The sequence below is a fragment of the Chelativorans sp. genome (genome assembly GCF_031180965.1).
GTDB lineage: Bacteria > Pseudomonadota > Alphaproteobacteria > Rhizobiales > Rhizobiaceae > Chelativorans.
In genome coordinates, this window is record NZ_JAPSLH010000016.1 from 1 (window position 1) to 13219 (window position 13219).

At 66.9% G+C, this 13219-nt stretch carries 8 protein-coding genes and 1 pseudogene; 2 read left to right on the top strand and 7 right to left on the bottom strand.

The features are described from left to right. Positions 1–173: 173 nt before the first annotated feature. From hemH to RIN79_RS13230, 7 genes and pseudogenes are all read right to left on the bottom strand, one after another. On the bottom strand, positions 174–1235 hold the full coding sequence (hemH, locus tag RIN79_RS13205; RefSeq protein ID WP_309085131.1) for a ferrochelatase: 1062 nt from the start codon (positions 1233–1235) through the stop codon (positions 174–176). Positions 1236–1355: 120 nt separating this feature from the next. After that, positions 1356–1895: a LysM peptidoglycan-binding domain-containing protein gene (locus RIN79_RS21580; RefSeq protein ID WP_375165934.1), complete on the bottom strand. Its 540-nt coding sequence runs from the start codon at positions 1893–1895 to the stop codon at positions 1356–1358. A 135-nt stretch (positions 1896–2030) separates the two neighbouring features. Then, positions 2031–3860, bottom strand: a pseudogene (locus RIN79_RS13210) (bifunctional metallophosphatase/5'-nucleotidase); the annotation flags it as partial. 274 nt (positions 3861–4134) lie between these two features. After that, entirely contained in the window at positions 4135–4494 is a 360-nt protein-coding gene (locus RIN79_RS13215) for a hypothetical protein (RefSeq protein WP_309085133.1), read from the bottom strand. 77 nt (positions 4495–4571) lie between these two features. Then, the gene (locus RIN79_RS13220) at positions 4572–6017 is read right to left on the bottom strand and encodes a homospermidine synthase (protein ID WP_309085134.1); all 1446 of its coding nucleotides are present in this window, start codon (positions 6015–6017) and stop codon (positions 4572–4574) included. A 189-nt stretch (positions 6018–6206) separates the two neighbouring features. Next, the gene (locus tag RIN79_RS13225) at positions 6207–7436 is read right to left on the bottom strand and encodes an aminodeoxychorismate synthase component I (protein ID WP_309085135.1); all 1230 of its coding nucleotides are present in this window, start codon (positions 7434–7436) and stop codon (positions 6207–6209) included. A gap of 162 nt (positions 7437–7598) precedes the next feature. Next, on the bottom strand, positions 7599–9431 hold the full coding sequence (locus RIN79_RS13230; protein ID WP_309085136.1) for a M3 family oligoendopeptidase: 1833 nt from the start codon (positions 9429–9431) through the stop codon (positions 7599–7601). 172 nt (positions 9432–9603) lie between these two features. Between RIN79_RS13230 and RIN79_RS13235 the strand changes: the two genes are divergently transcribed. Both RIN79_RS13235 and RIN79_RS13240 read left to right on the top strand, forming a co-directional pair. Then, complete coding sequence (locus tag RIN79_RS13235) at positions 9604–11124, top strand: sigma-54 dependent transcriptional regulator (protein ID WP_309085137.1); 1521 nt, start codon at positions 9604–9606, stop codon at positions 11122–11124. Positions 11125–11365: 241 nt separating this feature from the next. After that, positions 11366–13207: a DUF882 domain-containing protein gene (locus tag RIN79_RS13240; protein WP_309085138.1), complete on the top strand. Its 1842-nt coding sequence runs from the start codon at positions 11366–11368 to the stop codon at positions 13205–13207. The last annotated feature ends 12 nt before the right edge of the window (positions 13208–13219 follow it).

Consider the following 13219-nt stretch of genomic DNA (forward strand, 5'->3'; position numbering starts at 1 on the left):
TCGGGACAGCGGCCGGCGGGGCGCGTGGAACGCGCCACGTAAACTAACAGAGAGGCACGGATCACGCGCCCCGCTTCCCACCTTCTTCAATGGCCAGACGGCGAAAGCCGGGCGTGGCAGCGATGAAACGCGCCTTCACCCTCCCCATAAAGAGCATCGGCCCCACCGCGACGTCAGAGCCAGCCGGAAAGCTCGCGCCGGACAAGCTCCTCGATCACCCGCATCCCGTCCTCGCTGTCGTTGAGGCAGGGGATATGGGTGAAATTCACGCCGCCGGCGGCGCGAAACGTCTTTTCAGCCTCGACCGCGATCTCCTCCAGCGTCTCCAGGCAATCGGAGACGAAGCCGGGGTTGAACACGGCGAGCGATTTCACGCCCTCGCGGGCAAGCCGCTCCACGGTCTGGTCGGTGTAGGGCTGCAGCCATTCCTCCGGGCCGAAGCGGGACTGGAAACAGGTGACCAGCTTCTTCTCGTCCCAGCCGAGCCGTTGGCGCAGCAGCCGCGTGGTGGCAAGGCAGTGCTCGTAATAGGGATCGCCCCGCTCGGAATAACTCTTCGGGATGCCGTGATAGGAGGCGATCACCACCTCCGGCGCGAAATCAAGGCCTGCGAGATGGCGCTCGATGGACCGGGCCAGTGCGTCGATATAGACCGGCTCGCCGGGGTAGGGCGGCACCGTGCGGATTGCCGGCTGGAAGCGCAGCTTCATCAGCGCCTCGAAGAATTTGTCGTTCACGGTCGCGGTCGTGGTCGCCGAATATTGCGGGTAGAGCGGGAAGACCACCACCCGGTCGCAGCCGCGCTCCATCAGGCTGTTGGTCACCGTTTCGATGGAGGGGTTGCCGTAGCGCATCGCCCAGTCGACGATCACATTGTCATGGCCAGCCAGGGCTGCGGCCAGCTTCTCGCCTTGCGCCCGGGTGAAGGTGCGCAGCGGCGACTCGTTGCGCTCGCGGTTCCAGATCTTCGCATAGAGCGCGCCGGACTTCTTCGGCCGGCGGGAGAGCACGATGCCGTAGAGCACCGGGTACCAAACGGCGCGCGGCCACTCGATGACGCGCCGGTCCGACAGGAATTCGCCGAGATAGCGGCGCATGGGCCAGTAGTCCGTGCCATCGGGCGTGCCTAGATTGACGAGCAGCACACCCACCTTGCCGGCCAGCGGCAGCGCCGCAGGCGGGGCCGGGAAGGCGGCGCTTTCCGGTTCTATTCGGCGTGTGGTCTCAATGGTCATTCTTGCGCTTCCGTTTGAAAGCGGAGGTAGCCGATTTCAGCCGGAAGGCAATGCCACTTGTGGCCGCAGGAACAAAATGCCCCGCCGGAGCGGGGCATTGGGAAGTCCGCCGATCGCAGCCTACTCCGCCCGAGGTACCGTGATGGTCGACCCGACGATCAGCCGTCCGGCGCGGAGCTGCGGGTTCGCCTCGGCCAACGTCCGCCACTTGGTCGGATCGCCGTAAAACTCCTCGGCAAGATCCCAATAGGTGTCGCCGGCGGCGATCACATGCGTCGTGACGGGCGAGGCCTGAGCAGGCTCCGTGCCGGCCCGCGGCTCGGCAGCCGCCGTTTCGGTGGAGGTGCCCGCCGCGGGTGTTTGCTCGCCGGTGGTCGCTGCAGGTGCCTCGGCCGTTGTCGCGGTGCCGCTTTGGCCGGCCCCGGTCCCCTCGGCGCCGGCCGCAGGCGCCTGCTCCGCGGTTTGGGCAGCGGGCGTGTCGCTTCCGGCCGCTCCGGCCGTGGCCTCCGCGCCCGCAGTTGCCGTTTCGCCCGCGGGCTGCGTCGCGGGCGGAGCCTGGTCGCCGGTGGTCGCCGCGGGTGTCTCAGCCGTCGCCGTGGTGCCGCTCTGGCCGGTCTGCGCGGCTTCCGTGCCGGCCGCAGGCGCCTGGTTCCCCGTCACGGCCGCTCCGCCGGCCGGCCGCTGCGTGGGGGTCGGGTCCGGTGCCGCCGTGTCGTTGGACGGCCGCTCTGTCGGCGTCGGCGCCTGACCTGCCGACCCTGCCGCGGGCGCTTCGGATATCGCGGCCGGGCCGCCTTCGCCCGCTTCCGTCGCAGCGCTTTCAGTGGCGGCTGCAGGCGCTTGTTCCGTGGTTTGGGCAGCGGGCACGTCCGGCGCGGCGGCTCCGTCCGTAGCCTCAGCGCCGGCAGCTGTTTCAGCGGCAGGTTGCGTCGTCGCCGGAGCCTGCTCGCCTGCCGCCGTCGCGGGTGCGGTGCTGGCAGGCTGCTCTGCCGGAGCGGCGGCTTGCTGCTCTGCCGGGGCCGAAACCTCGGTGATGCGCCCGTCCGTATAGGGCTTGTACGGGTTGTTGGCCGCCAGATAGTCGGCCACGACCTGTTCGAGGCCGGGGCCGAAATCATAGGCGTTCTGGCCGTTTTGGGCGAACAGGGCATAGCCGTCGCCGCCATTGCGCATGAAATTGTTGGTGGCGATGGTGTAGGTGGCGTTGGGGTCGATCGGCTCCCACCCGCCCTCGGCCTGCACCTCGACCTGCTTTATCCGGCCCTGGCCGGCAGCCACGGACTTGTCGAAGGTGTAGCGCAGGCCGGAGACCTGCGGGAAGCGGCCGGCGCCCTCCTCGATCTGGCCGACGCCGCTTTCGAGCGAGGCCACCACGTCCGAGCCCTTGAGCTGGAAGGTGGCGAGCGTGTTCTGGAAGGGCAGGACTTCCAGCACCTCGCCCATGGTCACTTCGCCCTGGTCGATGGAGGCGCGCAGGCCGCCGCCATTGGTGATGGCGAACTGCACGCCCTGGTCCTTGGTGCGCGCCAGCATGGCGTCGGTGACGAGATTGCCCATCTGGCATTCTCCGGCGCGGCAGGTTTCGCGGCTGCCGTCGATGGCCGCGGAGGTCTCGGAGACCACCTGCGCCTTCAGCTCCTCGATCGGGCCGGCGAGCTCCTTCACGCGGGCGGCAACGGTAGCATCCGGCTCTACCTTGGCGTCGATCAGATGCACATCGCCCGTGGCTTCCTTGACCACCCCATTGTCGTCGAAGACGAGCTTCAGGTCGCCGAGATATTTCGAATAGGCGCCGGCCTGGACGACAGGCACCTTGTAGCCCTCGGGATTGTCCACCATGGTCGGGTAGGGGCCCGCGGCGCCCTCGGCCGTGTTGGAAAGCAGCGTGTGGCTGTGGCCGCCCACCACCACGTCGACGCCGGGTATCTTGGCGAGAGCCTCCACGTCGCGCGGGTAGCCGACATGGGTGAGCGCGAGGATCTTGTTGACGCCCTGGTCCTGCACGGCCTTGACGGCGGCGGTGAGCGCCTCGACATCATTGGTGATGGAGACGTTCTCGCCGGGCGAGGCAAGCTCGGCCGTGTCGTTCGCCACCACGCTGACGATGCCGATCTTCTGCCCGCCGACATCGAGGATGACATGGTCCTTCACCCGGTCGCCGAGCCTGGAAGCCTCGGTCGTCTCTACATTCGCCCCGAGCACCGGGAACTGGACCTTGTCGAGGAAGGCGGCAAGGCCCTCCTCGCCGTCGTCGAATTCATGATTGCCGACAGCCATCGCGTCGGGCTTCATCAGGTTCAGGAACTCGGCTTCCGCGTCGCCCTTGTAGGTCGTGTAGAAGAGCGAGCCCTGGAAATTGTCGCCCGCATTGAGGAAGAGCACGTTCTGCCCCTCAAGCGCCGCGCGGCGGTCGCTCAGCGCGGTCACAAGGCGCGCCGCCCCACCAAAACACTCGCCGGCCGTCTCGTCCTCCTCAGAGCAGGTGGAATCGAAGGCGTTGATGGACTGGATACGGCTGTGCCAATCGTTGATGTGGAGGATGTTGAGGGTAAAGTCCGCGAAGGACGGCGCCGCCGAAAGCGCCAGAGCCGATGCGCTCAAGGCAAGGACTGCAAATCTCTTCATGGTCGTGCTCCCTAGGTCCCGTATTCCCGCTCTACCGCCTGATCATGTCGGTTTCGCAACGTTCTTGATTGCCCGGCATGTTGGCACCGGGCTCGGGCGCGATGCAAGGGAAACTTGCCGGCTTGCGGCCTCGGAACGGCGCGGCCGGCGCAGGATGGATCGGGGGTTCGGGAGGACGCGCAGGGCGTGGCGAGAATCCGTGCGGCCACAGGTCCGGCGGAGCCGGCTGCAGCCGGGCAGTCGCCTGCCCGGCCGCCAATCCCTGCCCGCACCGTCAGGCCCGGCGGGTGAGGACGAAGCTTGTGCCCTGCGAATTGGTGCAGTTGAGCTGGTTTCGCGTTTCCATGGTGCAGCTGACATTCATCCGCGTCTGCCGCAGGAGCGAGGTCATGTCGATCTCGACATTGCGGCCGTTGCTGAAGCGGTAGGTGCCCTGCGAGACGCGGTTTCCCGTGTCGCTGGCGACGGTGACGAACTGGCCGCCCGAGAAGGTGGAGACGCCGACCCCCTGCGCGTCCACCCACTGACCCTCGAGCGCGGACTCGGCCGCGCGCGGGATGCCCCCGGCGCAGCCGGAGACAATGAGCGCGCACCCCAACCCCGCCGCTACGGCTGACCTGCGAAATGTGACCATGACTAGCCTCCACTGAAGAATGCCATCATTCGGCGGATTTTTCGCGCGAATGCAAGCCGCAGAGTCGGCCGGAGGAATTACCGCACCAGTATGTTGCGGAATTGCCATGGGTCGCTTTCGTCGATGTCCTCCGGGAAGAGGCCGGGACGGCCCTCGAGCGGCGTCCAGTCCGTATAGTAGCCCTTGACTGGGCCGAGATAGGGCAGTTGGATCTCGAGGCAGCGCCGGTAGTCCATCTCGTCGGCCTCGACGATGCCCGCTTCCGGGTTCTCGAGCGCCCAGACCATGCCGGCAAGCACGGCCGAGCTCACCTGGAGACCGGTCGCGTTCTGATAGGGCGCAAGCTCGCGCGCCTCCTCAAGCGTCAGCTGCGAACCGTACCAATAGGCGTTGCGCGCATGGCCGTAGAGCAGGACGCCCAATTCGTCCATGCCGTCCACCAGCTCGTTCTCGTCGAGCACGTGATGCTCGGGCTGCGGCTTGCCTCCCGCGCCGAACATCTCGTGCAGCGACAGGACGGCGTCGTTGCAGGGGTGGTAGGCATAGTGGCAGGTTGGCCGGTAGACCGGTTCGCCCTTCTCGTCGCGGACGGTGAAGAAGTCGGCGATCGAGATCGATTCGTTGTGGGTCACGAGGAAGCCGTATTGCGGACCCGGCGTCGGGCACCAGCTACGCACGCGCGTGTTGGCGCCCGGCTGCTCCAGATAGATGGCCGCGCGGCAGCCCTTCTCGTGCCCGCGGGCATTTTCCGGCATCCACCTCTCATGCGTACCCCAGCCGAGTTCGGCCGGCTGCATGCCCTCGGAGACGAAGCCCTCGACTGACCAAGTGTTCCAGAACACGTCCATCGGCTTCGGTTTCCTGGAGCGCTGGGTGTCGCGCTCGGCGATGTGGATGCCCTTGACGCCCAGCCGCTGCATGAGCCTGGCCCAGCCCTCCCGGTCGTCTGGACCCGGCTCCTCGATGTCGAGCATCAAGTCCTGCGCCAGATGGATCGCCGCCTGCTTGACGAACCAGGACACCATGCCGGGATTGGCGCCGCAGGTGGAGACCGCGGTCGTGCCGCCCGGATTCCTCCGCTTCTCCTCGCGCACGGTCTCGCGCAGGGCATAGTTGGTGCGCCCGGCGCTGCCCAGGCCGGGATCGAAATAGAAGCCCACCCAGGGCTCCACCACCGTGTCGACATAGAGCACGCCTAATTCGCGGCAGAGCTTGATGAGATCGAGGGAAGAGGTGTCGACGGAGAGATTCACGCAAAAGCCCTGGCCCTGCCCCTCGGTCAGGAGCGGGGTGAGCAGCTCGCGGTAGTTCTCCCGGGTCACATGCTTCTGGATGAAGCGGATGCCGCGCTCGTCGAGCAGCTTGCGATCCGTGTCCACCGGATCGATCACCACCATGCGCGACTTGTCGAAACGGAAGTGGCGCTCGATAAGCGGCAGCGTGCCCCGTCCGATCGAGCCGAAGCCGATCATGACGATTGGGCCGGTGATCGTGCCGTGGATGGGCCACTCTTTCTCTGCCATTTCGGGAGCACTCCTTCTGCATTCCGGAAAGCCGCCTCAAGGGCGGCAGACTGCGTCAAAACACAGATCGCCGTCACAATAAAGGGGAGTAGGGGAGTAGGGGAGTAGGGGAGTAGGGGAGTAGGGGAGTAGGGGAGTAGGGGAGTAGGGGAGTAGGGGAGTAGGGGAGTAGGAGAGCGCCTTCCGAAGCTATTCGCTCATCGCCACGGCAAAGCGCGTCTTGAGCAGCGCCTCGTCGTATTCGTCGCGCGCCCTGGAATCAAAGACGATGCCGCCGCCCACATTGAAGACAGCCTCGCCGCCCGGATAGAGCGAGATGGTGCGGATCGCGACATTGAAACGCATGCGCCCGTCCGGCGCAGCCCAGCCGATCGCGCCGCAATAGACGTCGCGGGGGCCGGCCTCGAGCGAGCGCAGGATCTTCATGGCGCTGATCTTCGGCGCGCCGGTCACCGACCCGCAGGGAAAGAGCGCGGCGAGAATGTCCGTCAGGCTGAGGCCACCAAGCAGCTTGCCGCGGACCCGGCTGATCATGGTGTGCACGGTGGGATAGGTCTCGACATGGAATAATTCGGGCACGGCGAGCGTGCCGACCTCGGTGATGCGCGAGATGTCGTTGCGCAGGAGGTCGACGATCATGCGGTTTTCCGCTTGGTTCTTCGGATCGTTGCGCAGGGCTTCCCTGATCGCCTCGTCCTCGGAAGGCGTCTTGCCGCGCGGCATCGTGCCTTTCATCGGCAGCGTCTCGATCCAGCCCTCGGCGGAGACCTCGAAGAAGAGCTCTGGCGAACGCGACAGAACCACCGGCCCGCCAAGATCGATGAAGCTCGCATAGCGCACCGGCTGGCGGGCGGTCAGCGCTTGGAAGAGGGCCAGCGGATCGCCCTCCCAGCGGGCGCTGACCGGAAAAGTGAGGTTGCCCTGATAGCAGTCGCCGAGGCGCAGATGGCGGTGCAACTCCTCGAAGCGCGTCCGGTAGTCCGCAAAGCTCCAGGCCGCTTTTGTGTCGAAGAGGCGAGGAGGAGGCTCGGCCTGACGGCCAGGCTCCTCCCCGGCAGGCGCCGGCGCGTCGAAGACGCCGAGGCAAAGGAGAGGGGCGCGCCGGCCTTCCGGCAAGTGCGGCACCAGGGCCTCGTCCAGGAGGTACCCGGCTTCGTACGAGATATAGCCCGCTAGCCACTTGCCGGAGCGGCGGAGGGCCTCGGCGCGGGCGAGGGCGGGAAGGAACTCTCCCGGCTCCTTGGCGAGAAGGATCTCCTCGGGCGCGGAAAAGCAGAGCGTCTCGTCCTGCAGGTCGTTGCGGAAGAGCGCGATCGGGTGGGTTGCAACGGGGCGCCGAGATCTAGCCTCTCCTTTCCCAGATGCAAAAACATACTTCCCGTCGCGCCCTTTCGCGCCCCCCTCGGTCCTGCCGGACATCTCCCCCACAAGGGGGGAGATCCCGCCGGCCGCATTACGGGTGCTCCCATTGCCGCGTTGGCGATTGGCGTAGACCGCGCTGGCAGCCGATCTCCCCCCTTGTGGGGGAGATGGGCGGCAGCCCAGAGGGGGGCGTGACGATTGCGCCATCGCCGGTCCGGCCTAGCGGCCTTCCTCCAGCGCTTCCAGCTCGGCGATCAGGTTCTCGATCACCGCGAGGCCCTTGTTCCAGAAGGATGGGTCCGACGCATCGAGGCCGAAGGGAGCGAGAAGCTCCCTGTGGTGCTTCGTGCCGCCCGCTTTCAGCAGCTCGAAATACTTGTCCTGAAACCCTTTTTCCGCCTGCTGGTAGACCGCGAAGAGCGAGTTCACCAGGCAATCGCCGAAGGCATAGGCATAGACATAGAAAGGCGAGTGGATGAAATGGGGCACATAGGCCCAGAAGGTCTCGTAGCCCTCCCGCAGGGCGATGGCCGGCCCCAGGCTCTCCGACTGCACCTCGAGCCAAATTTCGCCGATCCGCTCCGCAGTCAGTTCCCCAGCGCGGCGCTCCGTATGCACCTTGCGCTCGAACTCGTAGAAGGCGATCTGGCGCACGACCGTGTTGATCATGTCCTCTACCTTCTGCGCAAGCATGGCCTTGCGCTCGCGCCGGTCGGTGGTGCGATCGAGCAGCGAGCGGAAGGTCAGCATCTCGCCGAAGACGGAGGCCGTCTCGGCAAGGGTCAGCGGCGTGGAGGCCATCAGCGCGCCCTGGCCGGCAGCCAGCACCTGGTGCACGCCGTGACCGAGCTCGTGGGCAAGGGTCATGACATCGCGCGGCTTGCCCATATAGTTCAGCAGCACATAGGGGTGGGCCGAAGGCACCGTCGGATGGGCGAAAGCGCCCGGGGATTTTCCGGGCCTCACCGGCGCGTCGATCCAGTTGCGGTCAAAGAAGCGGCTGGCGATCTCGGCCATTTCCGGCGCGAAGGCGCCGTAGGCGGAAAGAACGGTTTCCCTGGCCTCGGCCCAGCCGATCATCGCCTGCGGTGTCTCGGGCAGGGGCGCGTTACGGTCCCAGTGGTTGAGCTTGTCCATGCCGAGCCACTTCGCCTTCATCGCGTAGTAGCGGTGCGATATGCGCGGGAAAGCCTCGCGAACGGAGGCGGCCAGCGCCTCCACCACCTCGCGCTCAACGCGGTTGGCGAGGTGGCGGGCGTCGGCCACGTCCTCGAACCTGCGCCAGCGGTCGGCGATCTCCTTGTCCTTGGCGAGCGTGTTGGTGATCAGCGTGAAGAGGCGGATGTTGCCTTTCAAGGTCACCGCCAGGGCCTCGGCCGCCTTGCGCCGCTTCTCCCCGTCCCGGTCCTGCAAGAGGTTCAGCGTCGGCTCCAGCGTCAGCTCCTCGCCGTCGACATTGAAGCGCAGACTGGTCATGGTCTCATCAAAGAGCCGGTTCCAGGCGCCGCGTCCGGTGAGCGAGGTCTCGTGGAACAGCTGCTCGATGCGGTCCTCGAGCTGGTGCGGTCGGTCCTTGCGGATGTCGAGCACCCATGGGCGGTAATGGCCGAACCGGGCATCCTGCTGCAGGGCGGCGTCGATGAGGTCGTCGTCGATCTTGTTGAGCTCGAGGGTGAAGAAAAGCAGGTGCGTGCTGGCGTCGGTCAGCTTCTGCTGCACGTCGCCATAGAATTTCGCCCGCTTGGGATCGGACGTGTTGGCGGCGTAAACCAGACCTGCATAGGAGCCGATGCGGCCGAACAGCTCGTCGAGCGCCTCGAAGGCGCGCACCGCCTCGCCCAGCCGGCCGTTCGCCCCCTTGGCCGCTTCCGCCGCGAGACGCCCCTTCCACTTGTCCTCGAATGTCGCCGCCTCGCGCGCGACGCGGGCAAGATCGTCTGCGAGCTCCGGGCTGTCCATACCGGGATAGAGGTCGGAAAGGTTCCATTCGGGAAGCGCGCCCAAATCGGGCTGGGTGCCGCTCGCGGCGCCCCTATCGGGCATCGAAAGCATGCGGCGCGCACTTCCTCTATGATGGGCCATGGGCTTACTCCTTCCGCGCGATCCGACGGGTCGGATCAAGGATTCGTTCACCGGGTTTCTTGAACGCCTGTTTAGAAGCCCCTGTCATATAGTTCCAGTCCACAGGGAGTCACATCCAAGATTCGTCGAGCTGTCTGCATCCATGTCTGAAACCGTCCTGATCGTCGATGATGACCCGGTGCAGCGCCGTCTCCTCGACGCGACGGTCCGCAAGCTCGGCTACGCCCCGCTTCTGGCTGAAGGCGGCGAGATGGCGCTGGAGGCCGTCGAGAGCACCCGGCCGGACGAGTTGCGCGCCGTCATCCTCGACCTGATGATGCCCGGCATGGACGGCATCGAGGTCATGCAGCGGATGCGCCGGCACGGCATCGACGTGCCGGTGATCGTGCAGACTGCCAAAGGCGGCATCGAGACCGCGGTGGCCGCCATGCGCGCCGGCGCCTTCGATTTCGTGGTGAAGCCGGTCTCGCCGGAGCGGCTCGGCACCGCGATCCGCAACGCGCTGAAGGTGGAGGCGCTCGAGGGCGAGCAGCGGCGCAAGCTCGGCAAGGCGGCGAGCGAGTTCAGCTTCCGCGACATGGTGACCCGCAGCCCGGCGATGCAGCGCGCCATCCAGCTTGCCCGCAAGGCGGCGGCCTCGGACATACCCATCCTCATCGAGGGCGAATCGGGCGTCGGCAAGGAATTGATCGCCCGCGCGATCCGCCGCGAGAGCGCGCGCCGCACAAAGCCTTTCGTGACCGTCAATTGCGGCGCCATCCCCGACAATCTCGTCGAGAGCATCCTTTTCGGCCACGAGAAGGGGGCTTTCACCGGCGCCACGGAAAAGCACGCCGGCAAATTCGTCGAGGCGAATACCGGCACGCTGTTCCTCGACGAGATCGGCGAATTGCCGCTCGACGTGCAGGTCAAGCTCCTGCGAGCGGTGCAGGAGGGCGAGGTCGACCCGGTGGGCGCGCGCGGCACGGTCAAGGTGGACATAAGGCTGATCTCGGCGACCAACCGCGATCTCCTCGGGCAGGTGCGGGAAGGGCGGTTCCGTGAGGACCTGTTCTACCGCCTCAATGTCTTTCCGATCACCATCCCTCCGTTGCGCGATCGGCGCGAGGACATACCCCTTCTGGTGCAGCATTTCATCGCCCGCTTCGCCGGCACCATGCCGGGCCGGACAATCACCGGGATTTCCAGCAAGGCACTCGATCTCCTGTCGGCCTATGACTGGCCCGGCAATATCAGGCAGCTGGAAAACGCCGTCTTCCGCGCAGTCGTGCTGTGCGACGGAGAGGTACTGACGGCCGAGGAATTCCCGCAGATCCGCGCCCAGGTGGAAGGCATCGAGTCGGGCGGGCCGGCCGAGCAGATGGAGGCCGCGGCCCCCGCTGCGACGGCAGTGGAGCCCAAGGCGGAAGCGGGCCCGGCGCGCCAGCCGCTCCATCCCGGGCTCCTGCGCGCCATCGGGGATGACGGCCATGTGCGTCCCCTCGAAGCCGTCGAGCGGGAGGTCATCGGCCTTGCCATCACCTTCTATGGCGGCCAGATGAGCGAGGTGGCGCGGCGGCTGCGCATCGGCCGCTCGACGCTCTACCGGAAACTCAAGGAGATGGGCCTCGAGCCCGCCGGAGGACGGCCGGACAAGGACCAGGACGGCCCGACCGGCACTTAAAATCTATTTACTATCTTCACGAAACGTCCAGGTCGGACATTTTCTTGCCACGGTCTGTGCGCAATCCTGCTTCAATAAGGCCCGGTTAACCATTAGGGTGAACACTCCGGCTGCTTCGGGAGGCATCCGGAGCGCGTGGGGACAATTCAAGCGGACAGGCCGTAGTTTGAAAAACGACGACGCTCGACACCGAGAATGCCGCCGGGGAGGACTCGGCCCGAAAAGGCTCCTGGCCGGACTGATGCTGGCAATGGGCTTCTTCATGGCCGCCGCGCCCGTGGCAAGCGCAGAGACGCGCACGCTGAAGCTCTACTTCATCCATACGAAAGAGCGCGCCGAAATCACCTATAAGCGCAATGGGCGCTATCTGCAGAGCGGTCTCAACCAGATCAACCGATTCCTGCGCGACTGGCGGCGCAACGAGCCGGCCAAGATGGATCCCCGGCTGCTCGACCTCGTGTGGGAGGTCTACCGCGCCTCCGGCGCGCGCGACTATATCCACGTGGTTTCCGCCTACCGTTCGCCGGCGACCAACGCGATGCTGCGCAGCCGCTCCAACGGCGTGGCCGAGAAGAGCCAGCATATGCTCGGCAAGGCGATGGACTTCTACATTCCCGGCGTGAAGCTCTCGACCCTGCGCGCCGCTGCCCTCAAGAAGCAGGCCGGCGGCGTCGGCTACTATCCGCGCTCGGGCTCGCCTTTCGTGCATCTGGACGTTGGCAGCGTGCGCTATTGGCCCCGCATGAGCCGCAGGGAGCTGGCTGCCCTGTTCCCCGACGGCAAGACTCTTTACGTGCCGTCGGACGGCAAGCCCATGCCCGGCTACAAGCAGGCGCTCGCGGCCTATGAATCGCGCAAGCGCAACGGCGGCTCGATCCAGATCGCCAACGATTCCGGCCGCGGCCGCGGGCTTCTCGCCGCGCTCTTCGGCGGCGGCGCCGACGAGGCGGAGGACAATGCCGAGATCGAGGTCGCCGCAGCGCCGGCTCCGGCGCGGGCGGCCCGCAGGCAAGCGCCCGCGGCGCAGCAGCAGCCGCAGCCGCAGCAGGTGCTCCAGCCTCAGCCGGCGGAACAGCAGCGGCAGCCGGAAAGCCCGGGCACGCTGATCGCGGCGCTGCCGGCGCGCGAGATACCCGTGCCGCGCGCCGCGCCCCGCCCAAGCGCCGATGTTGGCGCGACGACCGCCGTCGCGGCCGCCGCGCAGGTCTCCGGCGCTCCCCTGCCGTTCGATGTCGCGCCCGCCGCAGCCGAAGAGAAGGCGCAGCAGCCGGCCGAGACGCTGACGGCGCTGAACGTACCGCTGCCCACCCGGCGGCCGGACTACACGCCGCCCGAAGCAGCCGTCCAGGTCGCCGCGGCCACGGAGACCGCGCTGCCGGCGGCCGTTGCCTATACGCCGACGCGGCGCCCCGAGCCGGCCGCATCAGCGGACGCCATCGCCCAGCTCCTCGCGCAGGAAAAGCAGGTGGTGAAGCCGGAGCAGCCGGTGATCGCCGCAGCCTATCTGCCGGTCCCGAACACGCGGCCGGGCGGGGACAAGGCCGGGATGACCGTCGCCGCCGTTCCCGCGGAAGCCGAAAATGTCGCGGCGATCGGCGAGATGGCGGCAGAAAGCGTGGCCGCCAAGGCGAACGCACTTGCAGCCGACACCAGCTCTGAGCCGATGTCGCCCGCCGCGATCGCGGCACTCAAGGAGGCGGCGCTGAAGGCGGCACAACCGGTCGAGGCCTCGCCCCGCGTGGCCATGCTGGAGAACAAGGGCGTGTCACCGTCCGCCCTCCTTTCGGGCGGCGCGAAGAGCACGCCGAAGGCCCGGCGGCCGCGGCCGACCGATATGGTCGGCGCGCCGGAGCCGAAGGTCGTTCCCGTGCAAACCGTGGTTGCGAAGCTCGCGCTCAGCCCCGAGTCGGTCCTGAACAGGCGGCCGGTGGGCAAGACGCCCGGCTTCAGCAAGGAGATGGCCAGCGCGCCGAGCGCCGTCTATACGCACGGCTTCCAGCCGGACAACAAGGTCGCCGATCCCCGCCGCTTCACGGGCAAGGCCGTGGTCTTCGAACCGCTCGCAAAGTTCGACGGCGAGTAAGTAAGCTCTGGG